The organism is Streptomyces sp. WY228 (assembly GCF_019287315.1).
In the GTDB taxonomy this organism is placed as follows: domain Bacteria; phylum Actinomycetota; class Actinomycetes; order Streptomycetales; family Streptomycetaceae; genus Streptomyces; species Streptomyces caviscabies.
In genome coordinates this window covers 4,964,823-4,990,462 of record NZ_CP079114.1, presented here as the reverse complement: position 1 = coordinate 4,990,462, position 25,640 = coordinate 4,964,823, and the positions used below count along the sequence as shown (strand labels likewise).

Annotated in this window: 25 protein-coding genes; 10 read left to right on the top strand and 15 right to left on the bottom strand. The window is 73.4% G+C overall.

The window, feature by feature from the left end; translation table 11 throughout:
• Positions 1-105: 105 nt before the first annotated feature.
• Both KV381_RS21810 and KV381_RS21805 read left to right on the top strand, forming a co-directional pair.
• Positions 106-2,334: an acetate--CoA ligase family protein gene (locus tag KV381_RS21810; RefSeq protein ID WP_218786047.1), complete on the top strand. Its 2,229-nt coding sequence runs from the start codon at positions 106-108 to the stop codon at positions 2,332-2,334.
• Positions 2,325-3,209, top strand: a complete 885-nt coding sequence (locus KV381_RS21805) for an enoyl-CoA hydratase/isomerase family protein (RefSeq protein WP_218786046.1) — start codon at positions 2,325-2,327, stop codon at positions 3,207-3,209. Before KV381_RS21810 ends, KV381_RS21805 begins: the two co-directional genes overlap by 10 nt.
• On the opposite strand, the gene KV381_RS21800 is transcribed toward KV381_RS21805, so the two are convergent.
• Complete coding sequence (locus tag KV381_RS21800) at positions 3,203-4,159, bottom strand: pyridoxamine 5'-phosphate oxidase family protein (RefSeq protein ID WP_218786045.1); 957 nt, start codon at positions 4,157-4,159, stop codon at positions 3,203-3,205. The two genes, KV381_RS21805 and KV381_RS21800, sit on opposite strands and share 7 nt — an antisense overlap.
• Before the next feature lie 38 nt (positions 4,160-4,197).
• Entirely contained in the window at positions 4,198-4,653 is a 456-nt protein-coding gene (locus KV381_RS21795) for a VOC family protein (protein ID WP_030083306.1), read from the bottom strand.
• A gap of 155 nt (positions 4,654-4,808) precedes the next feature.
• On the opposite strand from KV381_RS21795, the gene KV381_RS21790 reads away from it, so the two are divergent.
• Positions 4,809-5,405, top strand: coding sequence for a CGNR zinc finger domain-containing protein (locus tag KV381_RS21790; protein WP_218786044.1), 597 nt, complete (start codon positions 4,809-4,811; stop codon positions 5,403-5,405).
• A gap of 75 nt (positions 5,406-5,480) precedes the next feature.
• The gene (locus KV381_RS21785) at positions 5,481-6,080 is read left to right on the top strand and encodes a flavin reductase family protein (protein ID WP_218787278.1); all 600 of its coding nucleotides are present in this window, start codon (positions 5,481-5,483) and stop codon (positions 6,078-6,080) included.
• Here the strand turns inward: KV381_RS21785 and KV381_RS21780 are convergent.
• The 3 genes from KV381_RS21780 to KV381_RS21770 all read right to left on the bottom strand — a co-directional run bounded on the left by KV381_RS21780 (position 6,070) and on the right by KV381_RS21770 (position 9,361).
• Positions 6,070-7,392 (bottom strand): MFS transporter, encoded by a 1,323-nt coding sequence (locus tag KV381_RS21780; protein ID WP_218786043.1) that lies wholly within the window; start codon positions 7,390-7,392, stop codon positions 6,070-6,072. The genes KV381_RS21785 and KV381_RS21780 overlap by 11 nt on opposite strands.
• A gap of 113 nt (positions 7,393-7,505) precedes the next feature.
• On the bottom strand, positions 7,506-7,985 hold the full coding sequence (locus KV381_RS21775; RefSeq protein ID WP_256995136.1) for a DUF2809 domain-containing protein: 480 nt from the start codon (positions 7,983-7,985) through the stop codon (positions 7,506-7,508).
• Entirely contained in the window at positions 7,982-9,361 is a 1,380-nt protein-coding gene (locus tag KV381_RS21770; RefSeq protein ID WP_030083298.1) for an MFS transporter, read from the bottom strand. The genes KV381_RS21775 and KV381_RS21770 overlap by 4 nt, the downstream gene beginning before the upstream one ends.
• 74 nt (positions 9,362-9,435) lie before the next feature.
• Between KV381_RS21770 and KV381_RS21765 the strand changes: the two genes are divergently transcribed.
• Positions 9,436-10,428 carry a GlxA family transcriptional regulator gene (locus tag KV381_RS21765; protein ID WP_030083296.1) on the top strand — a complete coding sequence of 331 codons (993 nt, stop codon included), beginning with the start codon at positions 9,436-9,438 and terminating at the stop codon, positions 10,426-10,428.
• A 23-nt stretch (positions 10,429-10,451) separates the two neighbouring features.
• Here the strand turns inward: KV381_RS21765 and KV381_RS21760 are convergent, their stop codons facing one another.
• Positions 10,452-11,105, bottom strand: coding sequence for a TetR/AcrR family transcriptional regulator (locus KV381_RS21760; RefSeq protein ID WP_030628381.1), 654 nt, complete (start codon positions 11,103-11,105; stop codon positions 10,452-10,454).
• Between the two features lie 149 nt (positions 11,106-11,254).
• Between KV381_RS21760 and KV381_RS21755 the strand changes: the two genes are divergently transcribed.
• Complete coding sequence (locus KV381_RS21755) at positions 11,255-11,875, top strand: SRPBCC family protein (protein ID WP_030628378.1); 621 nt, start codon at positions 11,255-11,257, stop codon at positions 11,873-11,875.
• A 12-nt stretch (positions 11,876-11,887) separates the two neighbouring features.
• Here KV381_RS21755 and KV381_RS21750 read toward each other — a convergent pair whose 3' ends face one another.
• The 3 genes from KV381_RS21750 to KV381_RS21740 all read right to left on the bottom strand — a co-directional run bounded on the left by KV381_RS21750 (position 11,888) and on the right by KV381_RS21740 (position 15,167).
• A complete protein-coding gene (locus tag KV381_RS21750; RefSeq protein ID WP_030083290.1) occupies positions 11,888-12,937 on the bottom strand; it encodes a Zn-dependent alcohol dehydrogenase in 1,050 nt (349 codons plus the stop codon).
• A complete protein-coding gene (locus KV381_RS21745; RefSeq protein ID WP_218786042.1) occupies positions 12,934-14,058 on the bottom strand; it encodes an acyl-CoA dehydrogenase family protein in 1,125 nt (374 codons plus the stop codon). Before KV381_RS21745 ends, KV381_RS21750 begins: the two co-directional genes overlap by 4 nt.
• A gap of 191 nt (positions 14,059-14,249) precedes the next feature.
• Positions 14,250-15,167 carry an SDR family oxidoreductase gene (locus KV381_RS21740; RefSeq protein ID WP_030083286.1) on the bottom strand — a complete coding sequence of 306 codons (918 nt, stop codon included), beginning with the start codon at positions 15,165-15,167 and terminating at the stop codon, positions 14,250-14,252.
• Between the two features lie 84 nt (positions 15,168-15,251).
• Between KV381_RS21740 and KV381_RS21735 the strand changes: the two genes are divergently transcribed.
• On the top strand, positions 15,252-16,178 hold the full coding sequence (locus KV381_RS21735; protein WP_218786041.1) for a cyclase family protein: 927 nt from the start codon (positions 15,252-15,254) through the stop codon (positions 16,176-16,178).
• Between the two features lie 34 nt (positions 16,179-16,212).
• Here KV381_RS21735 and KV381_RS21730 read toward each other — a convergent pair whose 3' ends face one another.
• The 4 genes from KV381_RS21730 to KV381_RS21715 all read right to left on the bottom strand — a co-directional run bounded on the left by KV381_RS21730 (position 16,213) and on the right by KV381_RS21715 (position 20,532).
• Positions 16,213-16,716, bottom strand: a complete 504-nt coding sequence (locus KV381_RS21730; protein WP_218786040.1) for an ATP-binding protein — start codon at positions 16,714-16,716, stop codon at positions 16,213-16,215.
• Positions 16,717-17,123: 407 nt separating this feature from the next.
• Positions 17,124-18,155 carry an acyl-CoA dehydrogenase family protein gene (locus KV381_RS21725; protein WP_218786039.1) on the bottom strand — a complete coding sequence of 344 codons (1,032 nt, stop codon included), beginning with the start codon at positions 18,153-18,155 and terminating at the stop codon, positions 17,124-17,126.
• Between the two features lie 7 nt (positions 18,156-18,162).
• Positions 18,163-19,320 carry an acyl-CoA dehydrogenase family protein gene (locus tag KV381_RS21720; protein ID WP_103537600.1) on the bottom strand — a complete coding sequence of 386 codons (1,158 nt, stop codon included), beginning with the start codon at positions 19,318-19,320 and terminating at the stop codon, positions 18,163-18,165.
• 12 nt (positions 19,321-19,332) lie between these two features.
• Complete coding sequence (locus KV381_RS21715) at positions 19,333-20,532, bottom strand: amidohydrolase family protein (protein ID WP_218786038.1); 1,200 nt, start codon at positions 20,530-20,532, stop codon at positions 19,333-19,335.
• A gap of 181 nt (positions 20,533-20,713) precedes the next feature.
• On the opposite strand from KV381_RS21715, the gene KV381_RS21710 reads away from it, so the two are divergent.
• A complete protein-coding gene (locus KV381_RS21710) occupies positions 20,714-22,285 on the top strand; it encodes a class I adenylate-forming enzyme family protein (RefSeq protein ID WP_218786037.1) in 1,572 nt (523 codons plus the stop codon).
• A gap of 49 nt (positions 22,286-22,334) precedes the next feature.
• On the opposite strand, the gene KV381_RS21705 is transcribed toward KV381_RS21710, so the two are convergent.
• Entirely contained in the window at positions 22,335-22,856 is a 522-nt protein-coding gene (locus KV381_RS21705; RefSeq protein ID WP_030083272.1) for an EF-hand domain-containing protein, read from the bottom strand.
• 84 nt (positions 22,857-22,940) lie between these two features.
• Positions 22,941-23,315: an STAS domain-containing protein gene (locus KV381_RS21700; RefSeq protein WP_030083270.1), complete on the bottom strand. Its 375-nt coding sequence runs from the start codon at positions 23,313-23,315 to the stop codon at positions 22,941-22,943.
• A 342-nt stretch (positions 23,316-23,657) separates the two neighbouring features.
• Between KV381_RS21700 and KV381_RS21695 the strand changes: the two genes are divergently transcribed.
• Together KV381_RS21695 and KV381_RS21690 are read left to right on the top strand one after the other, a co-directional pair.
• Positions 23,658-24,251: an RNA polymerase sigma factor gene (locus tag KV381_RS21695; RefSeq protein WP_030083268.1), complete on the top strand. Its 594-nt coding sequence runs from the start codon at positions 23,658-23,660 to the stop codon at positions 24,249-24,251.
• Positions 24,248-25,630, top strand: coding sequence for a zf-HC2 domain-containing protein (locus tag KV381_RS21690; protein ID WP_218786036.1), 1,383 nt, complete (start codon positions 24,248-24,250; stop codon positions 25,628-25,630). The genes KV381_RS21695 and KV381_RS21690 overlap by 4 nt, the downstream gene beginning before the upstream one ends.
• Positions 25,631-25,640 lie beyond the last annotated feature (10 nt).

Here is a 25,640-nt window from a genome sequence, read left to right as displayed (position 1 = left end):
GCCCATTCCTGACGCAGCGTCAGTTCGGTAACCTGACAGTGCGTCAGTTAACCGGCCGGCCCCGCCCGTTCACCGGCGGGCCATCGAGCAGGAGTGGGCGGAACGATGCTTGGATCGACTCACGGCACCCTCACCACCGGCTTCCGTGCCCGGGTGGTGGCCTGCGGCGAGGAGCCGCACGCCGCCGTCGTCAGCCTGCCGACGGCCTCGGCCCCGGGCGGCCTCGACGTCAGCGGGCGACCGCTGCACCTGACCGTGCCCGACCTGGACCGCTTCTTCCGGCCCCGGTCGGTGGCCGTCGTCGGCGCCTCCGACGCCGAGGGCCGCCCGAACACCGGCATCACCCGGCAGCTCGTCGACTGGGCCGGACGGGTCGGGGCCCGGCTGCACCCGGTGCACCCGACCCGGCGGACCGTGTTCGGCCGCGACTGCTTCGCCTCGGTCGCCGCGATCCCCGATCCCGTCGACCTCGCGGTCCTCCTCGTCGCGGACCCGCTCCCGGTGATCGAGGAGCTGGGCGAGGCGAAGGTGCCCTTCGCCGTCGCCTTCGCCTCCGGGTTCGCCGAGACCGGGGAGGCGGGCGCGGCCGCCCAGGCCCGGCTGGCGGCGGCCGTGGAACGGTCCGGGCTGCGGCTGCTCGGACCGAACACCAACCTCAACGCCTTCGAGCGGTTCCGGGAGGACCTGGACGGCCCCGCCATCGCCCTGATCACCCAGTCCGGGCACCAGGGCCGCCCGCTGCACGCCCTCCAGGAGCTCGGCATCCGGCTCTCGCACTGGGCCCCGACGGGCAACGAGGCCGATCTGGAGACCGCGGACTTCCTCGCGTACTTCGCCCAGCTCCCCGAGGTCGGGGCCATCGCGTGTTACGTCGAGGGGCTCAAGGACGGCCGCTCCTTCCTGCTCGCCGCCGACCGGGCCGCCCGCTCCGGGGTGCCGGTCGTCGCCGTGAAGGTGGGCCGTACGGAGGCCGGGGCCAGGACCGCCGCCTCGCACACCGGCAAGCTGACCGGGGCGGACCAGGTGGTGGACGCGGCGATGCGGCAGTTCGGGGTGGTCCGGGTGGACGGCCTGGACGAGCTCCAGGACACCGCCGCCCTGCTGGCCCGCGCCCGCCCGCCGAAGGCCGACGGGGTGGCCGTCTACTCCATCTCCGGCGGCACCGGCGCGCACTTCGCGGACCTGGCGACGGCGGCGGGCCTCACCCTGCCCACGCTCTCCCCCGCCAAGCAGGACGAGCTGCACACCTGGATACCGGAGTACCTGACCGCCGCCAACCCCATCGACAACGGCGGCCACCCGGTCGGCGACTGGCGCGGCCGGAAGATCATCGACGCGATCCTCGCCGATCCGTCCGTCGGGGTGCTGATCTGCCCGATCACCGGCCCCTTCCCACCGATGAGCGACCGCCTCGCCCAGGACCTGGCGGACGCGGCGGAGGCCACCGACAAGCTGGTCTGCGTCGTCTGGGGCTCCCCCGTCGGCACCGAGGACGCCTACCGGACCACCCTGCTGGGCTCCTCGCGCCTCGCCACGTTCCGTACGGCCCGCAACTGCGTCACCGCCGTGAAGGCCTATCTGGACCACCACCGCTTCACCGACCGCTACCGCTCCCCCTTCGAGGACGCCCCGCGCACCCCGTCACCGTCCTTCCGCAAGGCGCAGAACCTGCTGCGGCCGGGCCAGCAGCTCAGCGAGCACGCGGCGAAGCAGCTGCTGCGCGCGTACGGGATCCGGGTGCCGCGCGAGCAGTTGGTGACCAGCGCGGCGGCGGCGGTCCGGGCGGCGGGTCCGGTCGGCTACCCGGTGGTGATGAAGGCCTCCGGCCCCCGGCTCGCCCACAAGACGGAGCTGGGCCTGGTGAAGGTCGGCCTCACCTCCGCCAGCCAGGTCCGCGACGCCTACCGCGAGCTGACCGACATCGCCCGGTACGAGTCGGTGGACCTGGACGGCATCCTGGTCTGCCAGATGATCGACCGGGGCGTCGAGATGATGGTCGGGGTCACCCACGACGCCCTGTTCGGCCCGACGGTCACGGTGGGGCTCGGCGGGGTCCTGGTGGAGGTGCTGCACGACACGGCGGTGCGGGTGCCGCCGTTCGACGAGCAGCAGGCCCGGGACATGCTGGGCGAACTGCGCGGCCGGGCGCTGCTGGAGGGGGTGCGGGGCGGGCCTCCGGTCGATGTGGACGCGCTGGTCGAGGTGGTGCTGCGGGCGCAGCGCATGGCCCTGGAACTGGGCGACGACCTGACCGAGCTGGACATCAACCCGCTGGTGGTGCTGGGCCGGGGGCAGGGCGCGGTGGCCCTGGACGCGCTGGCGGTGTGCCGGTGAGCGGGGAGGCGGGCGCCGGGCCGGACGAGCACGCGCGTACGGGCCTGCCGGACGCCGGACCGGAGGCGGCAGGCCCGGGCCCGGGGGCCGCCACCGTCCTGCACTCCCTGGACGGCGGCGTCTCCTGGATCACCCTCAACCGGCCCGAGGCCATGAACGCCGTCACCTGGGACCAGCGCGAGCGGATCATCGCCCTCCTAGCCGACGCCTCCGCCGACCCCGGCGTACGGGCCGTGGTGCTCACCGCCACCGGCCGGGGCTTCTGCGCGGGCGCCGATCTGCGCGGCGCCCCGGCCCCCGCGCGCGAACGGGTCCCCGGGGACGTCGCCCGGACGATCCGGCTCGGCGCGCAGCGGCTGATCGCCGCCGTACTGGACTGCGAGAAGCCGGTGATCGCCGCCGTCAACGGGACGGCGGCCGGGATCGGCGCGCATCTGGCGTTCGCCTGCGATCTGGTCCTGGCCGCCGACACGGCGACGTTCATCGAGGTCTTCGTACGCCGGGGGCTCGTCCCGGACGGCGGCGGCGCGTATCTGCTGCCCCGGCTGGTGGGCCCGCAGCGCGCCAAGGAGCTGATGTTCTTCGGCGACGCCCTCACGGCGGCGGACGCGGAGCGGCTCGGCCTGGTCAACCGCACGGTACCGAGTGGGGAGCTGGAGGCGCTGGCCGAGGAGTGGGCGGGCCGGCTGGCCGCCGGACCCACCCGGGCCCTGGCCCTGACCAAGCAGCTGGTGAACGCCTCGCTGGACGGCGACCGGGCCACGGCGTTCGCGGCGGAGGCGGCGGCCCAGGAGATCAACATGACCACGCGCGACGCGAACGAGGGCGTGGCGTCCTTCGTCGAGCGCCGGTCGCCGGAGTACCGGGGCTACTGACCGGAGCACCGGGCCTCAGTCGCCACCGGCGGGTTGAAGCGGTGGAACGCGGGGGCCGACCAGCGCAGCGGGGAGGCGGCGGCGATCTCCCGTACGGCGGTGACCTCGAACTCCACGAGCCGCTCCGCCCCCGGCACCCGCGCCACCGCGTCCGCGTCCCAGACCGTGCGGGCGCGACCCGTCAGATGGAGGGCGGCCCCGGTGTCCCAGCCGGGCACCAGGAGCCCGGCGGCCGGGTTGAGTTCGAGGTTGCCCAGGGTCAGGAACATGCCGTTGCCCGCGTAGTCGGGCCAGCGCAGCAGCCGGTCCGAGACCACCTGGACGAAGCCCGGATTGCCGCCCCGGTGCGAGGCGTCGGCGTCGCCCCGGTCGGACGCGGTGGCGACGAAGAAGGTGTCGGCGGCCCGCACCGCCTCCTGCTGCGCGGGGCTCAGGGCGTCGCCGTCCGTGACCGTGCGCCGCTGCCCGCGCTCCTCGCCTGGTGCGATGCGGTGGTGGTGGCGCTCCTGGATGTACTTGGGGCAGTTGGCGACGGCCTGGTCGAGTTCGACGCGCAGCCCGTCGCCGGCGCGGACCGCCCGGCCGTTCATCCGCATCCGGCGGCGGGTGGCCGGTTCGATGGCGATCATGCCGATCCGGGCCGGGCCGGCACCGCCCGCGCCGGCGCCGGACAGCACGTAGGCCAGCGGATCGCCGGGCCGGGGCAGGGCCCCGACGACCAGCGTGTCCGGCGCGGGAACGCTCAGGAACCCCGGTTCGCCGGTCAGCTGGGTCGCCCAGATCTGCCCCCGCTCGTCCGCGCCGCCCACCACCAGGAAGGACTGGCGGCCGAGGAAGTCCGCCGCGATCTCGGGAATGCCGGAACGGATGGCCCGCTCCGCACTCGCCGCCTGCCGGGCGAGCCCCGCCCGCTCCTGCACGGCGGCCTCACCCCGGTGATATCCGTTCATGCCTCTGCCCGCCTTTCCGCCGGATCACGGCTCGTCGTCTAGAAGAACCCGCAGGTGGGAGCACCGGTGGTCGGTGCGTCCGCCGGGTCGGCCCCGGTGGGCGCGTAGACCTCCAGGCGGATGCCGTCGGGGTCGGTGAAGAAGATGCCGCCCGAGGTGCCGCTCTCGCCGTGCGGCACGACGCCCTCGTGGGCGAACTCCGCGCCCAGCCCGCGCAGGACGTCCTCGGTGGCCCGGACCTCCTCGACGGAGTCCACCTCGAAGGAGAGGTGGTGGAGACCGGGGAGGGCCGTCGCGAACGTGCCCTCGCTCTGCTGCCACAGGGTCACCACGAGCCGGGAGTCGCGCCCCAGGAAGGCCCAGCGGCGGTCGGCGTCCTTGCCTTCCGCCAGCACCTCGAAGTCGAAGACCTCTCGGTAGAAGGCGGCCGAGCGCTCCAGGTCGGTGACGTTGAGCCCGACATGCCCCGTCCGGAGGTTCTTCGCCTTGCCCATGGTCGATCCCGTTCCTTCGGTCAGAGCCACGAGGCGATCCCGCAACCGTTGATATCGATTTTGATGGTTAGGGCGGCGAACGTCAACCGGTAATCTTCACTTGACTGGTTACGATCGAAGGATCAGCCACCCTCGCCCACGGAAGGAGCCCACCCGTGCCACACCCCTCCGGGACCGACCCCCGCCCCCTGACCGGCGAGCCGCTCGCCCTCGACCTGCTCAACACCCGCTGGATCGACGGCGACGGCCGACACGACCTGCTGGACTCCGTGGCCGGCCTGGCTCTCTGGCTGGACAGCCCGCCGGTACGCGAACACCTCCGCCCCACGGAAGCCGCTCCGGCCCCGCCCGCCGACCGCACCACGCTGGACCGCCTGCTCCTGACCCGCGCGGCGCTCGACGCACTCGTCACCACGACGGCCCGCCACGATCCAGCCACCCCCGAGGACGCCACCCACCTGAACGAGGTCCTCTCCCACGGGCGCATCCGCCGCACGCTGGGCCCCGACGGAGCACCGGAGTCCGCGGTGGAGACGGACGACCCGTCCTGGATCCCCGCCTGGTACGCGGCGGACAACTGGCTGCACCTGATCGCGGACCGGCCCGACCGCATCCGCCCCTGCGCGAACCACGCGTGCATCCTGCACTTCTACGACGTCTCCAAGAACGGCACGCGCCGCTGGTGCTCCATGGCGGGCTGCGGCAACCGCGCGAAGGCCCAGCGCCACTACGCCAAGCGCACCGGAACCTGACGCCCGCCCCGCACGAGCGACTTCACATCTGACGATCCGTCAGCTCTAATGGACGGCGTGATGGGACACGCAGGCATGGCCGCCACCGCCGTCCGGTACCTCAGGTCCGTCGGCGCCGCCACGACAGCCGCACCGCAGACACCGGCCGAGGCGCTTCCCCGGCCGGACCTGAGGGCGGTCCGGGACGACGAGCGGCTGCCGGTCGCACCGGACGAATTCCGGCGCGTGCTGGGCCACTTCGCCAGCGGCGTCACCGTGATCACCGCACGCGACGCGGCCGGCCCGACGGGCTTCGCCTGCCAGTCCTTCGCCTCGCTCTCACTGGACCCGCCGCTGGTGTCCTTCATGGTCGCCCGTACGTCGACGACCTGGCCGCGCATCGCCCGCGCCGGGACGTTCTGCGTGAACGTCCTGGGGGCCGAACAGGGCGCGCTGTGCCGGGGGTTCGCGGTGAGCGGGGCCGACAAGTTCGCGGGCGTGGCCTACGAGGACGCCCCGGCGACCGGTTCACCGCTGCTCGACTCCGTACCCGCCTGGATCGACTGCCGTATCCACGCCGTCCACACCGGCGGCGACCACCTCATCGTGGTCGGCCGGGTGGAGGCGCTGGGGGCGACGGCGGAGGGCGATCCCCTGCTGTTCCACCGGGGCGCGTTCGGGCGGTTCAGCCGCTGAGCCCGGCCTCCGACTGCCGGACCCGCCGGATCACCAGCGACATCAGCGCCGCCATCGCGCACAGCGCCCCCGACGCGTACCAGACCACGTCGTAGCTGCCGAACACGTCCCGCGCGACCCCGCCGAGGAACGCCACGACCGCCGCGCCCACCTGGTGCGAGGCCAGCACCCAGCCGAAGACGATCGCGCTGTCCTCGCCGTACTGCTCGCGGCAGAGGGCCAGCGTCGGCGGGACGGTGGCGACCCAGTCGAGGCCGTAGAACACGATGAAGAAGATCATCGGCGGCTGCACCTCGGGGCCGATCAGCAGCGGCAGGAACAGCAGTGAGATCCCGCGCAGCGCGTAGTAGACGGCGAGCAGCCTGCGGGCGTCGAAGCGGTCGGTGAGCCAGCCGGAGAAGATCGTGCCGATGACGTCGAAGACCCCGATCACCGCGAGCAGCGAGGCCGCCACGGTGATGGGCATGTGGTTGTCGTGGGCGAAGGGGACGAAGTGGGTGCGGATCAGGCCGTTGGTGGAGGCCCCGCAGATCGCGAAGGTGCCCGCGAGCAGCCAGAACGGGCCGGTGCGGGCCGCGTCGAACAGCACCCGCACCGTCCGGCGCGCGGCGCCGCGGGCCGGGGCCGGCTTCGCGACATACGTACCGCCGTACGGGGCGAGCCCCACATCGGCCGGGTGGTCGCGCATCAGGAGCCAGACGAACGGGACGACGACCAGGGCGGCCAGCGCGACGGTGACCGACGCGGGCTGCCAGCCGTGCCGGTCGACGATCCAGGCGCAGAGCGGCAGGAAGACGAGCTGCCCGGAGGCGCCCGCCGCGGTGAGGATGCCGGTGACCAGGCCACGGCGGGCCACGAACCAGCGGTTGGTGACGGTCGCGGCGAACGCCATCGCCATCGAACCGGTGCCGAGGCCGACCAACAGGCCCCAATAGATCATCAGTTGCCAGGAGGCGGTCATCCAGACGCTGGCGATCGCCCCGGCCGCCACCATGGTCAGCGCGACCGCCACGACCCGCCGGATGCCGAAGCGGTCCATGAGCGCGGCGGCGAACGGCGCGGTCAGCCCGTACAGCGCCATGTCGATGGAGACCGCGAGCCCGATCTCGCCCCGCGACCAGCCGAACTCGCTGTGGAGCGGTTCGATGAGCAGTCCGGGCAGCGAGTTGAAGGCCGCGCCGCCGATGATCGTCACGAAGGTGACGGCGGCGACGATCCACGCCCGGTGGACGGAGAAGGGGAAGCGGCGGCGGCGCGCCTCGCGGGGCGGCCGCCGGTCGTCCTGAGCGGCGCTTTCGATGGTCTCGGTCACGTGGACCAGCTTCTTGGCCTGCGACTCTCCCTGCGAGTGGCCGGAAAGACATGGTTCGCAGGGATCGGGCCACGGCGGGCGTGGGGGCGGCCGGCAGCCCCCACGCCCGCCGGTCAGCGGCGGAGCCTCGTGGCCCCCGCGTGGACCGACCAGGCCGCCGCCGCGCCCACCGCGTACCAGAACAGATCCGGCGCGTTGAAGGTCGAGCCGAGCACCAGCCGGGCCGCCGTGCTGTGTGCCGACAGCTCCGCCGGTACGCCGGTGAGCTGCGCGAACTCCACCGCCCAGCTCACCACCAGCGCCGTGCCGGCCACCACGGCCGGGCGCGCGCGGGGCGCGCAGAAGGCGACGAGGGCGCAGAGCAGCACCGTGTAGAGCGCGCTCCCCGCGTACTTGGCGAACGCGCCGTCCGCCCCGGCGCGCACGGCGAGACCCGCGGCGACGGTGGCGACGGCCGCCGACGCCGCGACGGCGCGGACCACGAGCGGGCGGGGCAGGGGTGTCCCGGCCGTGGCCGGGCTGCCCGAGACCGTACGCGGCAGGGGCGTTGGCGGGGACGCGGGCGTCGTGGGTGACCGTGTCGGGCGCCTCATATGTGCCCGATCCGCTTGAGCCGCCGGATCGGCCGGGCCACCAGCAGCACCGCCACCACCCCCATGTTGATCACGGCCGCCGCCACCAGCAGTTCCGGCGCCCCGACCGCCTCGGCCACCGGGCCCGCCAGCGCGCGGCCCGCCGCGACCATCAGGAGCGAGCCCGCCACATCGTAGGCGTGCAGCCGGTTCAGGGCCTCCGGCGGAACATGCGTCTGGACCGTCGTGGACCACATCACCAGCCAGAACGCGGCCGCCCCGCCGGCGAGCAACTGCCCCGCCGCCAGCACCGGCACCGGCAGCCCGAGCGCCAGCACCAGCAGGCTCACCGCCACCAGCGGCAGCGCCACCGCGCCCGCCGCCAGCGGATGCGACGGGCGCAGCCGCAGGGCGAGGAGACCGCCGACGACGCTGCCCGCCCCGTTCACCGCCATCAGCATTCCGTACGCCCCCGAGCCGTGCGCCTCGGTGACCAGGACGGCGGTCAGCGGGAGCATCGGGCCGAGGACCGCGAAGCCGTACACCGTCCAGACCGCGATCACGCCCCACAGCCAGGACCGGGCCCGGAACTCCCGCCAGCCGTCGACCAGTTCGGCGGCGAACGTGCCACGTACCGCGTCGTCGTGCGGGGCCGGGGCCAGCCGCATCAGGAAGAGGCAGGCGCCGGAGACCGCGAAGGTCGCCGCGTTGGCCGCGTAGACGGCCCCGGCGCTGGCGAGGCCGACGAGCGCCCCGGCGAAGGCGGGCCCGGCCATGGTCATCAGCGCCTCGGCGACCCGCAGGACGGCGTTGGCGCGCTGGACGTCGGTGGAGACGCGCGGCACGGTCGAGGCGACCCCGGGCTGGAAGAGCGCCGCGCCGACGCCGGCCACCGAGCAGAGGACGTACACCGCCCACAGCGGCGGGTTGCCGGTCGCGAAGGTCACGGCCAGCACGGAGGCGCCGATCAGCCGCAGCGCATCGGCGATGATCATCATGCGGCGCGGGGTGAAGCGGTCGGCGAGCACCCCGCCGAACAGGACGAACACCGCCAGCGGCCCCATCCAGGCGGCGAGCGCGAAGCCGACCGACGAGGCGGGCCGTCCCGCGCCCAGCAGTCCGGCGGTCAGGGCCACCGGGATCATGCCGTCGCCGAAGAGCGCGACCGTACGGGCCACGAAGAAGTAGCGGAAGTTACGGTTCCAGAGCCCGGCGCGGCCGGGGGCGGAGCCGAAGGAGGGCCCGGCGCCCGGACCGGTCCCGGACGGTCCGCCCGGTCCGCCGCCATCGAGCGGGGCCGGGCTCGGGTTCGGGCGCCGGTCCGGGTTCGGTACCGGGGACGTACGGGTGTCGCGCGCGGCGTCGGGAATGGACGCGCGCCCTGTCGGCTTCTCCATCACATCAGTAACCTGTATCAGCTCGTGGTCTATACCAGCTACAGGATTCCCCTGTGATCTTCGAGGAGGCCGTCGTGCCGCACCGCGTCGTCGTCCTGGCCCTCGACGGGCTGCTCCCCTTCGAACTGGGCATCCCGCAGCGGATCTTCGGCCGCAGCATCGGCACGGATGCGGACGGCACGGGCCGGAAGCTGTACGACGTGGTGACCTGCTCGGTCCGGCCGCCGGGCCCGGTCCGGACCGACGCCGACTTCTGCGTCCTCGTGGAGCACGGCCCGGAGGCGCTCGCCACCGCCGACACGGTCGTCGTCCCCGCCTCCTACGAGCTGGGTCCGGTCTTCGAGGAGGGCAGGCTCACCGAGGAGCTGGCCGCCGCGCTCGCCCTGGTCCGGCCCGGCACCCGGATGGTCTCCATCTGCACCGGCAGTTACGTCCTGGCGGCGGCCGGCTATCTCGACGGCCGCCCCGCCACCACGCACTGGTCCTCCGCCGACCACTTCCAGCGGACGTTCCCGCAGGTCCGCGTCGACCCGGACGTCCTGTTCATCGACGACGGCGATGTCCTCACCTCCGCCGGGGTCGCCGCCGGGATCGACCTCTGCCTGCATCTGGTGCGGCGCGACCACGGGGCGGCCGTGGCGAACGAGATCGCCCGCCGCACGGTCGTGCCCCCGCACCGGGACGGCGGGCAGGCGCAGTACATCCACCGCCCCGTGCCCGAGCCGCAGTTCGCGACCACGACCGCCGCCCGGTCCTGGGCGCTGGCCCGGCTGGAGCGGCCGATCCTGCTGCGGGACATGGCGGAGCAGGAGGCGATGAGCGTACGGACGTTCACGCGCCGCTTCCGCGAGGAGGTCGGGATCAGCCCCGGCCAGTGGCTCACCCAGCAGCGGGTGGAGCGGGCCCGCCATCTGCTGGAGTCGACGGACCTGTCGATCGACCAGGTGGCCCGGGACGCGGGCTTCGGCACGGCGACCTCGCTGCGCCAGCACCTCCAGGCGGCCCTGGGCGTGCCGCCGACGGTCTACCGGCGTACGTTCCGGTCCTCGGCGGACAGCGTTTCCTGATTGCCCCTCCCGAGGCCCGGGCCTCAGCCGCGCCGCGCCACCAGGTCGTCCAGTTCGGCCCGGAAGAGCTGGGCGGGGTCGAAGCCCATGCCGGTGAAGTGACCGGCCAGCTCCAGGGACAGCACGCCGTGCAGCCGGGTCCAGAACGCGAGGGCCCGGTGCAGGGCCTCGGGCGGGGCGGGGTGGTCACCGGCCCAGTCGCGGTGGCCGGCCAGATGGGCGGCGAACGGGGTGGCGGGCGCGTCCGGTTCGAGGGCCGCGCAGGCGGTCAGCAGGTCGGCCATGATCTCCTGCGAGATGCCGGTGATCTCCTCGGGCGCGTGGTAGCCGGGGACGGGGGTGCCGTAGATGAGGAAGTACCGCTGCGGGTCCGCCAGCGCCCAGTCGCGCAGGACGTGCGCGAGTCCGGCCAGGTCGGCGCCGGTGCCGGCCGCCGCGTGGACGGCGTCGGCGAGGCTGCGGTACGCGTCCCGGATCAGCTCGGTGATCAGTTCGTCGCGGCCCGCGTAGTAGCGGTAGAGCGCGGGCCCGCTGACCCCCATCCGCTTGGCGATCGCGTTGAGCGAGAGCGCGGACGCACCGGCCGTGGCGATCTGCTCCCACGCGTGCTGCTTGATCTCCGTGCGGACCTGGGCGCGGTAGCGCTCCCGGGGGGTCGCGGCGTCGGACTTCGCCATGGGGTGCCGCCTTCCGTCACCACGTCAGCTACTTACTCAAATTTCCGTTAGAAGATATCACGGAACCTTCCGCCCACCCCTTGACCCTTCGGCCCACCGGGAGTTACAACTCCTAACGAACACATGAGGAACTAACGACTGGAGCCCTGATGTCCCGGACCCGCACCGCCGCCGCTGCCCTGCTCGCTCTCCCGCTCGCCGCCGCCGGGCTCCTCGGCGCCGCCGCCGCGCCCGCCGAGGCCGCCACCGCGCGCCCGGCCCCGTCCCTCACCTGCCGGGACCAGGGCGTCGACCCCGACGCCCTGGTCCGCGCCCGGGCCGAGGCCGTGATCGACGCGCCGCTGAGCACCGTGTGGAAGCTCCAGACCGAGGTGGAGCGCTGGCCGGACTGGCAGACCCACGTCACGGGCATGGACCGCCTCGACCACGGGCCCTTCCGCCCGGGTTCGGCGTTCCGGTGGACGACCCCGGTCCCGCCCAACCCGGCGACCCCCGCCACCAGCCTGGACATCACCTCCACCGTCGGGCAGCTGAAGCACGGCTCCTGCATCCGCTGGACCGGCCCCGCCGTCGGCGAGGGGCTGCACATCGACGGCGTACACGTGTGGACGTTCACCCGGGTCCGGGGCGGTGTCCTCGTCCGTACCGAGGAGACCCACACCGGCGAACAGGTCGACGCGAACGTCCCCTACGCCACCGCGATCCTGAAGCAGGGCCTCGAAGCCTGGCTCGCCGAACTGAAGACCGCCGCCGAGGCCCGGCCGTGCTGACCCCGTGACCGGTCAGAAGACCAGCACCCCCCGGGCCACCCGCCCGTGGTGCGCGTCGTCGGCCGCCTTGGCGAAGTCCTCCACCGGATACGTCTCCGTCACCAGCTCGTCCAGCAGCAGCCGGCCCTCCCGGTAGAGGTCCGCGTACAGGGCGATGTCGCGCTGCGGCCGCGCGGAGCCGTAACGGCAGCCGAGGATCGACTTGTCCAGATACATCGACGAGACCAGGAACGACGCCTCGGCGCTCGCCGCCGGTACGCCCAGGAGCACGGCCTGCCCGTGCCGGTCGAGGAGGTCGATCGCCTGCCGGATCAGCTCGGTGCGGCCGACGCACTCGAAGGCGTGGTCGGCGCCGTCCGGGAGGATGTCGCGCACTCCCTCCGTGCTCGTCAGGAAGTGCGTGGCGCCGAACTGCCGGGCCACCGCCTCCTTCGCCGGGTTGCTGTCGACGGCGACGACGGTGAGCGCACCGGCCAGCCGGGCCCCCTGGAGCACGTTGAGGCCGATGCCGCCGGTGCCGATGACCACGACGCTGTCGCCCCGGTCGACCTTCGCCCGGTTGAGGACCGCGCCGACACCGGTGAGCACCCCGCAGCCGATCAGGGCGGCGGAGGTGAGGGGCAGGTCGGCCGGGATCCTGACGGCCTGGACGGCGCGCACCACCGTACGTTCGGCGAAAGCGGAGTTGGAGGCGAACTGGAACACCGGCTTCCCGCCCCGCGAGAACGGCCGGCCGGGCCGCCCGATCGCCTTGCGGCACATGGTCGGCCTGCCCCGGTCGCACTGGGCGCAGGCCCCGCAGTTGGCGAGGGTGGAGAGCGCGACGTGATCACCGGGCCGTACGTGGCCGACGCCCGGCCCGACCGCCTCCACCACGCCCGCGCCCTCGTGGCCGAGCACGACGGGGACCGGGAAGGGGATCGTGCCGTCGATCACCGACAGATCGCTGTGGCAGAGTCCGGCGGCGGCGACCGCCACCAGCACCTCGCCGGGGCCCGGGTCGCGTATCTCCAGGTCGTCGACGACCTCGGTCCGTGTGCCGTCGAAGACGACGCCTCTCATCTCGGCTCCCTCGGTAGGCCGAGCACCCGCTCGGCGATGATGTTCCGCTGGATCTCGTCGGAGCCGCCGTAGATGGTGTCGGCCCGGCTGAAGAGGAACAGGTGCTGTGCGGGGTGGAGTTCGTACGGTCTCCGCGTCGTCCACGGCTCCGGGCCGACGGCCCCCGCCTCGCCCGCGACCTCCACCGCCAGCTCCCCCAGCCGCTGGTGCCAGCCGCCCCACAGCAGCTTCGCCACGCTGGGCGCGCCCGGGTCGCCGGTGGTGCCGAGGGTGCGCAGGGCGTGGCGGCGCATGGTGTCCAGCTCGGCCCACTGGCGGACGATCCTGGCCTTGATGACCGGGTCGTCCGCGGCCCCGCTCGCCACGGCGGCGGCGACCACCTGCTCCAGCTCCGCGGCGAACCCGACCTGCTGGGCGAGGGTGGAGACCCCGCGCTCCAGGGCGAGGAGGCCCATGGCGACCTGCCAGCCGTTGCCCTCGCCGCCGACGGCCTCGGTGGCCCGCGCCCCGTCGAGGAAGACCTCGTTGAACTCGCTGGTGCCGGTCAGCTGCCGGATCGGCCGCACCTCGATCCGCCCGGGCTGGTCCATCTCCACCAGCAGGAACGACAGCCCGTGGTGGCGGGTGGAGCCGGGGTCGGTCCGGGCGAGGACGAAGCACCAGTCGGCGTCCAGGGCGAGCGAGGTCCAGATCTTCTGCCCGGTCACGGCGTAGCCGCCGGTGCCGTCCGGGGTGGCCGTGGTCCGTATCCCGGCGAGGTCGGAGCCCGCGCCGGGTTCGCTGTACCCCTGGCACCAGAGGGTCTCGCCCCGGGCGACGGGGGGCAGATGGCGGTGCTTCTGCTCCTCGGTGCCGTAGGTGATGAGGGTCGGCGCGAGGAGGTTCTCGCCGATGTGGCCCATCCGGGCGGGGGCTCCGGAGCGGGCGTACTCCTCGGCCCAGACGACCTGTTCGGGGAGGGTGGCGCGGCGGTTGCCGTACGTCTCGCCGTCGGCGCCGGGCCAGCCGATCCCGATCCAGCCGGCCTTCCCCAGCTCGCGTTCCCACGCGCGGGGGTGGGGGGCGGGGGTGTCGGCGAGGCGGCCCGCCAGCCATGCGCGCGCCTCGGTACGGAAGTCCATGCTGCCTCCTGTTCTCCCGGGGGCTCCGCCCCCAGACCCCCGCTCCTCAATCGCCGGAGGGGCTTGAATCACCCCGGTCCGCATCTCCAGCCCGTCCGGCGTTTGAGGACCGGGGTCCGGGGCGGAGCCCCGTATTGAGCCCCTCCGGCGATTGAGGAGCGGGGGTTCGGGGGCAGAGCCCCCGAAGGCGGTCACCGGTTCGGCCGGGTCCCCGACTTCGCCGCTGCCGCCATCTCCGCCACCCGCGCCAGCATCGGCATCGGATCCACCCCCACCGTCCCCGGCAGGAAGTCCGCGATCCGTTCCGGGGTCCAGGCCGCCCCCTCCGCGTACCCCGCCCGCAGCTCCCTCGGCTGGGCCCAGACCGCGATCTTCGGGCCCGCGATCGTGTAGACCTGCCCGGTGATCCCCTCCGCCCGCGCCCGCTCGCTCAGCAGATAGACGACCAGCGCCGCCACGTCCTCCGGCTCCCCGATCTCCTTCAGCTCCATCGGCACACCGGCCGACATCCGGGTCCGGGCGACGGGCGCGACCGCGTTGGCCGTGACGCCGTACTTGTGCAGGCCGAGCGCCGCGCTGCGGACCAGCGAGATGATTCCGCCCTTCGCCGCGCTGTAGTTGGCCTGCGAGACGCTGCCCTGGTGGTTGCCGCTGGTGAAGCCGATCAGCGTGCCGCCGCCCTCCTGCTTCCGCATCACCGCCGACGCGGCCCGGAACACCGTGAACGTCCCTTTCAAGTGCGTCGCGAGGACCGGGTCCCACTCCTCCTCCGACATGTTGAACAGCATCCGCTCACGGAGGATCCCGGCCACGCAGACCACCCCGTCGAGCCGCCCGTACTCCGCCAGCGCGGTGTCCACGATCCGTTGCCCGCCCGCCATCGTGGAGATGTCGTCGGCCACCGCGACCGCCTCGCCGCCCGCCGCCTCGATCTCCTTGACGACGGACCGGGCGATCTCGCTGGTGGGTTCGGAGCCCTCGACGGAGACGCCGTAGTCGTTGACGACGACCCGCGCCCCCTCCGCCGCCGCGGCGAGCGCGACCGCCCGCCCGATACCCCGGCCGGCCCCGGTCACGGCGACCACCCTGCCTGCCAAGAAGTTCCCCATGCCCGGCCCCTTCCCGCGGTTTCTGACGGACCGTTAGATTTTACGGGCAGTCGGATACCCCGGCACAAGACCCAGGAGGTCCCCATGTCCCTGCCGGCCGCGTTCCACGAGATCGCCAAGCGCGTCAACAACTGGGGCCGCTGGGGAGAGGCCGACGAACTCGGCACGCTGAACCTGATCACCGACGCCGTCGTACGGGAGGCCGTCGGAGCCGTCCGCACCGGCCGCCGGATACCGCTCGCGCTGCCGCTCCGGCAGGACGGGGTGCAGAGCGGGCTCATCCCGGGCCGGATCAATCCGCTGCACACGATGGTCCAGATCAACCAGGAGCTCTTCGGCCCCGGTACGGTCGCCACCAGCGACGACGCCGTCACGATGGGGCTCCAGGCGGCCACCCACTGGGACGCGCTGCCCCACGTCTCGCACAGCGGGAAGATCTACAACGGCCGCCCGGCGGACACGGTCACCGCCCACGGCGGGGCCCGGTTCTCCTCCATCGCCGCCGTGGAGCACCTCGTCTCGCGCGGCGTGCTGCTGGACGTGGCCCGCGCCCGGGGCGTGGACCGGCTGCCGGGCGATCACGCCGTGACGCCACAGGACCTGGCGGCGGCGGAGGAGTTCGGCGGCGTGACCGTACGGGCCGGGGACATCGTGCTCGTACGGACGGGGCAGGTGCAGCTCGCGCTGGCCGGGGACCGGAACGCGTACGGCTACCCGTCGCCGGGGCTCTCGGTGCGCACGCCCGAGTGGTTCCACGCCCGGGACGTGGCGGCGGTCGCCAACGACACCCTGACCTTCGAGATCTTCCCGCCGGAGATCGAGGACCTGTGGCTGCCGGTGCACGCGCTGCATCTGGTCGAGATGGGCCTGCTCCAGGGCCAGAACTGGAACCTGGAGGCGCTGTCCACAGCGTGTGCGGAGGAGGGCCGGTACGCCTTCCTCCTCACCGCCGCACCGGAGCCGTTCGCCGGGGCCACCGGGTCGCCGGTCGCCCCGGTCGCGGTCCTGTAGAGGGGAACGACGAGCGGTTCAGGCCAGGCGGGTCTCAGCCCAGGTGGTCGGTGAAGACGCACGAGGGCGGTTCGCACACCTCGCCGCCGCCCCGGAGGACCACCGCGGGCGGCTCCGCGCCCCGCACCGGACCGCTCCGGTCGACCTCGCACCAGATCTGCTTCCCGGCGCCCTCCGGCAGCCAGCCCCAGCGGTCCGCGAGGCCGTCCACCAGCTCCAGGCCCCGGCCGTTGGTGTCCTCGCCCTCCGCGTGCCGCTGGAGCGGCGGGCGGTCGCTGGCGTCGGCGACCTCGACCCGGACGGTCCCGGCCGCACCGGAGGACCCGCCCCCGCCGAAGAGCATCCGCAGCACGGCGGGACAGCCCGTGTGGACGACGGCGTTGGTGACCAGCTCCGAGATCAGCAGGATGAGCGTCTCGGCGAGCGGCTCGTCATCCCCTATCCCGGATCCGACCAGACGCGACCGCGCCCACCTACGGGCCCGCCCCACCTCCGCGGGATCCGGACCGACCTCCAGCTGAACCTGAAGCACCTGCACCGCTCACACCATCCGAACCGGCGGACACATCGCCTCGCGCCTCCTCAGGGTCACGGAACGTGATTCCCTTACGCGACAGCATGGTTGACGTACAGTCACCGCAACAAGCGCTTCGGGCATATTCCAGCGCGAAGGAGTACGCGTGGTGCATACTGTGCGACGCACGCTGCGGGGAGTCGAACAGGAGCGCGCAGAGACTGCGAGAAACGCTCTTCGGGCAGGCCCGGCACATCTCCGGCGAGCGCCCTCGCCCCGGACCGGAGCCGCCGCACAGGCCGCCCCCGGATCGCCCGGTTCCAGAACCACTCGCATCCCACGGAGCGTACCCGAGCCGGGCCCCGACTCCACCCGGTGACGAATCACGCAAAGGACACAAGCCGGTATCGGCGCGGCACGGATGCGTTGCGTCACCCTCCGCCCCCTGCTTCCGGGGCCTCCGGGCCGTACGCCGCCGAGCTGCCGGGAAGCGGCCGCGCGGCCCCCAGAGCGGCGGCCAGCAGCTCCTCCGCCTCGGCCCCGGTGAGCCAGGAGGCGGCCCGGAGCCAGGCCCGTTTCAGGTGGAGGTGAACATCTGCCTCCCAGGTGAAGCCCATGCCGCCGTGGATCTGGAGGCAGTCGCGGGCGTTGCGTACGGCGGCCTCGTCGGCGAGCAGTTTGGCCGCCGCGATCTCCACCGGATCGCCGGTCAGGGCGGCCGCGTACACGGCGGCGCGGGCCGGTTCGGTGCGGGCGAGCATGTCGGCGCAGAGATGTTTGACCGCCTGGAACGATCCGATGGGCGATCCGAACTGCTCGCGGTCCCCGGCGTGTTGAACGGCCGCCTCGGTGGTCCGGGCGGCGCTGCCGAGCTGTTCGGCGGCGGTGAGCAGCGCGGCCTCGATGCGGAACCGCCCGGCGTGCGCCGGTGTGCGCTCCGTCGCTGCCGGGGCACGTTCCGCGTCCGTCGGCGCCCGGTGCAGCGGTGTGAGCGGGTCCGTCGACCGTACGGGCCGGGCGGCGGCCACGAAGTCCCGCAGCGCCTCCCCGGTGAGCGGCTCCCCGGCGAGGGCGTCGGTACCCACCAGCACCGCGTCCGCCGCCGCCAGGTGCGCCACCGGCAGCCGCCCGTCCACCGCCGTCACCACCGCCTCGCCCTCGGCCGCGCCCTTCACCGGGCCGGCCGCGAGGTGCGTGGCGACCAGCGGGCCCGGGAGCAGCGCCCGGCCCGCCTCCTCGAAGAGCAGCACCGCCTCGGGCAGCCCGAGGCCCACCCCGCCCGCCTCCTCCGGCAGCCGGAGCGCGAAGAACCCGGCCGCGCCCAGTTCCCGCCACAGCGTCCGGTCCAGGGCCCCGCCCCGGTCCACCGCCGCCCGCAGCCGGTCCCGGTCGAACACCGCGCCGAGCAGGTCGCGCATGCCGGACCGCAGGGCCCGCTGGTCGTCCGAGAGCTGGAAGTCCACGGTGGCCTCAGCGCCCCTTCGGCAGGCCGAGGATGCGCTCGGCGACGATGTTCCGCTGGATCTGGGAGGTGCCGGCGGCGATCGTGTAGGAGAGCGAGGAGAGCCGGTCCAGCACCCATTCCCGGTCCAGGTCGAAGGCGTCCGCCGCGCCCAGCGCCTCCGCCGCCGCCTCGTACAGCTCCTGGCGGGCCCCGGAGTAGCGCAGCTTGAAGACCGAGCCGCCGATGCCGGGGACGCCGCCCGTACGCTCCGACTCCGCCACGTTCCGCTGGGTGAGCCGCCACAGGGCCCGGAACTCGGCGTTCAGGCGGCCGAGCCGCCGGCGCAGCACCGGGTCGTCCCAGCGCCCGTTGCGCCGGGCCTCGTCGGCGAGGGCGTCCAGGGTGCGGCGGCAGGCGACGACCTCGCCGACGAAGGCGGTGCCGCGTTCGAAGGAGAGGGTGACCATGGTGACCCGCCAGCCGTCGTTCTCGGCCCCGACCCGGTTGCGTACCGGCACCCGGACCTCGTCGAGGAAGACCTCCGCGAACTCGGTGGACCCGGCGAGCGTGCGCAGCGGCCGGACGGTGATGCCGGGCGCGTCCATCGGCATCGCCAGCCAGCTGATCCCCCGGTGCTTCGGCGCGTCCGGGTCCGTCCGCACCAGCAGCTCGCACCAGTCGGCCACCTCCGCGTGCGAGGTCCAGATCTTCTGCCCGCTGACCACGTAGTCGTCGCCGTCGCGCACCGCCCGTGTCCGCAGCGCGGCCAGGTCGGAGCCCGCGTCCGGTTCGCTGAACCCCTGGCACCAGATCTCGTCGCCGCGCAGCACCGGCGGCAGCCAGCGGGCCCGCTGCCCGGCCGTGCCCTCGGCGGCGATGGTCGGCCCGGCGTGCAGCAGCCCGACGAAGTTCGCGCCGACGTAGGGCGCCCCGGCCTTCTCCGTCTCCTCCAGATAGATCAGGTGCTGGGTCGGGGTGGCGCCCCGCCCGCCCGCGTCGGCCGGCCAGTGCAGGCCCGCGTACCCGGCGTCGTACAGCATCCGCTGCCAGGCGGTGTCGTACGCCCGGCGCGCGGGCCAGTCGTCCGGCGAGGGCTTCGGCGGCAGTCCGGGCAGGACGGCGGCCAGCCACTCCCGCAGCCGCCGCCGGAACTCCTCCTCTGCCTCCGTGTACGCGAGATCCACCGCCGTCCCCGCCTACTTGTCCAGGTCCAGGCCGAGCATGCGGATCGCGTTTCCGCGCATCAGTTTGTGGACGGTCTCCGCGTCCAGTCCCTTGACGTGGTCGAGGGCGACCTCCTTGGTGTGCGGGAAGGTCGAGTCCACGTGCGGGTAGTCGGTCTCGAAGGTGGCGTTGTCGCGGCCGACGACGTCCAGCGCGGAGATGCCGTGCTTGTCGCGGAAGAAGCAGCAGAACATCTGGCGGTAGTAGTACGTGGACGGCGGCTCGGGGATCAGATCGCGCACCCCGCCCCAGGCCCGGTGCTCCTCCCAGACGTCGTCGGCGCGCTCCAGGGCGTACGGGATCCACCCCATCTGGCCCTCGCTGTACGCCAGTTTGAGCGTCGGGAACCTCACCAGCACCCCGCTGAAGAGGAAGTCCATCATCGAGGCCATCGCGTTGTTGAAGGAGAGCGAGGCCTGCACGGCGGGGGGTGCGTCCGGGGAGGCCGCGGGCATCTGGGAGCTGGAGCCGATGTGCATGTTGACGACCGTGCCGGTCTCCTGGCAGACGGCGAAGAACGGGTCCCAGTAGCCGGTGTGGATGGACGGCAGCCCGAGGTAGGTCGGGATCTCGGAGAAGGTGACCGCGCGGACGCCCCTCGCCGCGTTCCGCCGGATCTCCGCGACCGCCAGGTCGATGTCCCAGAGCGGGATGATGCAGAGCGGGATCAGCCGGCCGCCGCTGTCGCCGCACCACTCCTCGACCATCCAGTCGTTGTAGGCGCGCACACAGGCGAGGGCGACCTCCTTGTCGTGCGCCTCGGCGAAGGTCTGCCCGCAGAAACGCGGGAAGGTCGGGAAGCAGAGGGAGGCCTCGACGTGGTTGAGGTCCATGTCCTTGAGGCGTTCGGCCGGATCCCAGCAGCCGGGGCGCATCTCGGCCCGGGTGATGCCCTCCAGGGTCATGTCGTCGCGGTCGAAGCCGACGGCGGCGATGTTCCGCTTGTACGGGAACTTCAGGTCCTCGTAGATCCACCAGTCGGTGGGCGGCCCGTCCGGGTCCATCGTAATGACGTACTTCCCGCCCGTGTACGCCAGCTCCCCGATGCCCGCGGTGAGCGGCTGCGGGCCGCGCTCGCGGTACTTCGCGGGCAGCCAGGTGGAGAAGAGGTGCGCGGGCTCGATCACATGGTCGTCGACGCTGACGATCCGAGGCAGTTCCGTGTCCGTCATGGTGTGTGCCGTCCCTCCGCGCACCCGGGAGCACCCGGCGAACCCCAGGCCCCGGACGCTTTCTGATGGTCCGTCAGATGCGATTGCGAACTCAGGCTAGCCCCGCACCCCTGGACCGACAAGGCGCGGAGCCCTACGCTCTGCGCAATATCTGACTGGCCGTCAGTTCGGAGGGATCCCTGTGACCGCCGTGAACGACGTGACCGCGACCGCCCACGCCCTGGGCTCCTCCCGCACCTTCTGGGAGCTGATCGAACGCCGCGCCGCCCTCACCCCGGACCGGCCGGTCCTGCTCCAGGAGAACCGGAGCCTGACCTTCGGCGAGCTGCGGGACCACGCGGAGCGGGTGGCCGCCGGGCTGTACGGAATGGGCGTGCGGGCGGGCAGCGTGGTGGCCTGGCAGCTGCCGACCCGGCTGGAGACGGCAGTGCTCTCCTTCGCCCTGACCCGGCTCGGGGCGGTGCAGAGTCCGGTCATCCCGTTCTACCGGGACCGCGAGGTGCGGTTCGCGCTGCGCGAGTCGGGGGCCGCGTTCTTCGCCGTGCCCGGTGTGTGGCGCGGCTTCGACCACACCGCGATGGCCGAGCGGATCGCCGCCGGACTCCCGGACCCGCCCCGCGTCTTCGAGGCGTACGACGTCCTGCCCGACGGCGACCCGGCGGTCCTGCCGCCTCCGCCGGAACCGGCCTGCGGCGAGGAGGTCCGCTGGATCTACTGGACCTCGGGCACCACCTCCGACCCCAAGGGCGTGCTGCACACCGACCGTTCCCTGATCGCGGGCGGCTCGTGCCTCGCCCACGCGCTGAAGCTCGACGCGGACGACGTGGGCTCGATGGCGTTCCCGTACGCCCATGTCGCCGGGCCCGACTACACGGTGATGCTGCTGCTGTACGGGTTCCCCGCGGTGATGTTCGAGCAGTTCGCGCTGCCGGACGCGCTGGCGGAGTACCGGCTCCACGGGGTGACCGTGGCGGGCGGCTCGACGGCGTTCTACGCGATGTTCCTGGCCGAGCAGCGCAAGGCCCCGGACCGGCCGCTCATCCCCTCCCTCCGCCTCCTCGCGGGCGGCGGCGCGCCGAAGCCGCCGGAGGTCTACCACGCGGTGGTCCGGGAGATGGGCGTCCAGCTCACCCACGGCTACGGCATGACCGAGGTCCCGATGATCACCATGGGCGCCCCGGACGACACCGCGGAGCACCTGGCCCTGACCGAGGGCCGGCCGCCGCAGGGCATGGAGATCCGGATCACCGACGAGCACGGCAAGCCGCTGCCGTACGGCGTGGAGGGCGAGGTGCGGCTGCGCGGGGAGGCGGTCTGCCGGGGCTATCTGGACCCGGCGGCCTCCGCGGCGGCCTTCGACGCGGAAGGGTTCCTGATCACCGGTGACCTGGGCCGGGTCCGGGAGAGCGGGCACCTCACGCTCACCGGGCGGCTGAAGGACATCATCATCCGCAAGGGCGAGAACATCTCCGCCAAGGAGATCGAGGACCTGCTCCACACCCACCCGGCCGTCGCCGACGCGGCGGTGATCGGCCTGCCCGATCCGGAACGCGGCGAGCGCGTCTGCGCGGTGGTCGAACAGCCGCCGGGCGCCCCGCCGTTGACGCTGGCCGAACTCTCGGCCCACCTGCGGGAAGCGGGTCTGTCCGTCCACAAGGTGCCCGAGCGACTGGAGCTGCTGGACGCCCTGCCCCGTAACGAGACGCTGCGCAAGGTGCTCAAGTACCGGCTGCGGGAACGGTTCGGCGGATGAGCGAGGCGTTACGGGGGCGGTCGCGCCGCCCCCGTAACGCCGGGAGTGACTACGCGTCGGGCTCGATCACCGTGAAGTACACGGCGAACGCCGCCACCACGTCGCTCTCCGCGACCCGGCCGTCCCGGTCCGTGTCCAGGCTCTGGGCGGCGATGCCCGCGATCTCGGGGCTCGCGCCGAGGACCCGGAGCGCCCGCTCCACCTCCGCGACCGATGCTCTGCCGTCGTTCCCGCCGTCCGCGACCGCGATGACCGCCCGCAGGAACGGCCGGGCGATCTCGGCGAACCGCTCGGGATTGTCCCGGAGCCGCTTCACCGCCCCGCCCACGAACTCCTCACGGGTGACCCGCTGGTCCCCGTCCACGTCGGCGATGCCCGCCATGCCCTGCCAGAAGGCCTCGGCCCCGGTGTAGAGCGCCTGCCCCTTGTCGCAGCGGGCCGTCGTACCGAACTCGGTGAGCAGACGGGCGGCTGCGGCGTTGAAATCGGCGCGATCGATGTAGCCGTTGCCGTCCTGGTCGAAGGCGGCGAAGCGGTGCGCGATCTTTCGCTCGTACTCTGCGCTGTCCATGCGGGGAGCGTACGACGCCCGGAGCGGTCACGTGTCACCGCGCGGCTCTTCCTGTGTGACAACCTCGCATCGGCGCCCGCGGCTTCAGGCGCTGAGCGGCCTGCACTCCTCGTCGGTGGCCGACAGCGCGTCCGGATAGACGTCGAAGAGCCGGCGCACGCCGAGCGCACCGAGCACCTTGTTGACGTGCGAACCGTCCTCCGCCCCCCGGGCCGGCAGGATCAGCCGCAGCCGGCCGCCGCAGGACTTCATCAGCCGGCGCGAGGCGATCAGCACACCGACGCCGCTGGAGTCGCAGAAGAACACCTCGGACAGATCGAGCACCACATCGTGCTGCCCCTCCGCCACCGCCTCGTGGACGGACTGGCGCACGACGGGTGACGTCACCAGATCGAGTTCGCCGCTCATGCGCAGCACGGTCCAGGAGCCCTGCTCCGCCTCGTCCACCTTCAGCGTCACGCGACTGGACCTCTCGTTCCGGGGCTTCCGGCAAATCCGGAAGTTTCCGTTCCTCCTCGCGGCTGCCCAACCGCGCCTCCATGAAACACCGACGCGCCCGTCCAGGCCCAGGAGGTTTCCGGTGGAAAGGCGCAGTTCGGCCCGTTTCCGCTGATCAGAGCGGCCAGGGAGGCATCCGGGCCGAAAATCGACTACCGTCGTCGGCCACGCGTCGCGGAAGGGGAGCGGAAAGGGAGTTGACGCAAAGGCGCGTGCGTCGCACACCGGGCGGACTACATTCGGTCCTCACGGGCACAGGGTGGATCACGGAGCTGGGCAGACAGGCCGGGGGCTGGGGGGTTCATGGCGAAGGACACGGCACCCCGCTGGGACCGCAGGATGCAGCAGAGGCTGGCCCGCGGCGAGGCGGCCGCGCTCGGCGAGCTCTACGACCGGTTCGCGGCCCTCGTCCACAGCCAGGCGCACCGGATGCTCGACGACGAGGACGCCGCCGACCTGGTGACCCGCGAGGTCTTCGCCCAGGTCTGGGAGAACCCCGAGGCGTACGACCCGAAGCAGGGCTCGATGCGCTCCTGGGTGGCCCGTCTCACCCACCGCCGGTCCGTCCAGCGGCTGCGCCGCGCCGCGGCCTCCCGTTACGAGGAGGAGCACGGCGAGGGCACGGCGCCCGACCCGGAGGAGCTGGAGCGGCGGGTGCGCAGCGCCACGGCCGCCGCCCGCGCCGACTACATCGTCTCCTCGATGCCCGCACCGCTGCGGCAGGCCCTGGAGCTGGCGTACATCCAGCGCCGGGACTACCGGCAGACCGCCGTCGATCTCGGGGTCACCGAGGACGAGGCGCGCCGTCGGCTCCGGCTGGGCCTCCAGCTGCTGTCCACCGCGAACGCCCGCCCGCTCGAAGGGTCCTCGCCACCCGGTTACGGACGGGTCCGGTGAGTGGCGACGGACGCGAGAGCGAGGGCGGCGAGGAGGAGGTGCGCGGCGCTCGCCGGATACCGGGACCGCGCGGTGCGGCGGACGACCTCGACCTGGAGTCGGTGCCGCTGCCTCCGCTGCCGCCCGGCGGGAACGCCTCCGGAAGCGCCTCCCGGAACGCCTCCGCCGAGACCGTGCCGGAGCAGGCCGGGGCGGCGGAGGGCCGGGCGGCGCCGGACGATGCGCCGGACCCCTCCGACACGGACGCCCCGGAGCCGCTGATGACCTCCGCCGCCCCGGTCCTCCCGCACCGCGTCCTCCAGGCCCTGCTCGGCGCCTGGGCGCTGTCCGCGTGCTCGGCGGAGGAGACCGCCGCCGTGGAGGACCACCTCACCGCGTGCGCCGCGTGCGCGGACGAGGCGCTGCGGCTGCGGGACGCGGTGGGGCTGCTGCACACCGACGGCTCGCTGGACCTCGATCCGACTCTGCGCACCCGGGTGATCGACGGCTGCCTGGGCCGCCGCCCGGCCAGGATCCCGGTGCCGGAGTGGGCCGCCCCGTACGACGCCGAGACCGCCCGGCTCGACGCGCTCCTCCGGGACATCGGGGACTCCGAGTGGCACGCCCCGGTGCGGCTCCAGTGGTTCGAGGAGGAGCACCACGTCAGCCGCCGGACCACGGTCGCCGGGGTGATCGGCCATCTGCTGGCGGTCGACGGGCTGCTGTCCGCCGCGCTCGGCCTGGACGACCCGCTCGGCGGCGGCGAGGTGCCGCTGGACCCGACCGAGCGCACCGAGACGTACTGGTCGGCCGACGGACCGCCGGCCACCCGGGCCGTCCGCGAGCCCTGGCGGGCGCAGAGCCACGAGCTGATCCGTACGGCGTCCTTCGCCGGGCGGAACGTCGCCGAGACCTCCGTCTCCTACGGGGCCTTCGCACTGCCGCTCCAGGACGCCCTGCTGGAGCGGTCCTTCGAGTGCTGGGTGCACGGCGGGGACATCGCCGACGCCGTCGACTACCCGTACCAGGACCCGTCGGCGGCCCATCTGCACCGGATGATCGACCTGGCGGCCCGGATGCTTCCGGCCGCGCTCGCGAAGCGCCGCCGCGCCGGGCTGGCCGCACCGGCGAAGGACCTCGTCACGGCCGGGGCGCCGGGCCGCTCGCTCCATCTGGAGATCGAGGGCCACGGCGGGGGTGACTGGTACATCGCGCTGGACTCGCCCGCCGCCGTCGGCTCCCCCGAGCGCGCGGTGGCGCAGGTGGCCCTGGACGGGGTCGAGCTGTGCCGGCTCGTCGCGGGCCACATCTCGCCGGTGGAGGCGGCCGCGGGCCAGGAGGGCGACCGCGAGGCCATCCGCGACGTGCTCTTCGCGACGGCCTCGCTCAGCAGGCTCTGAAGGACAGAAG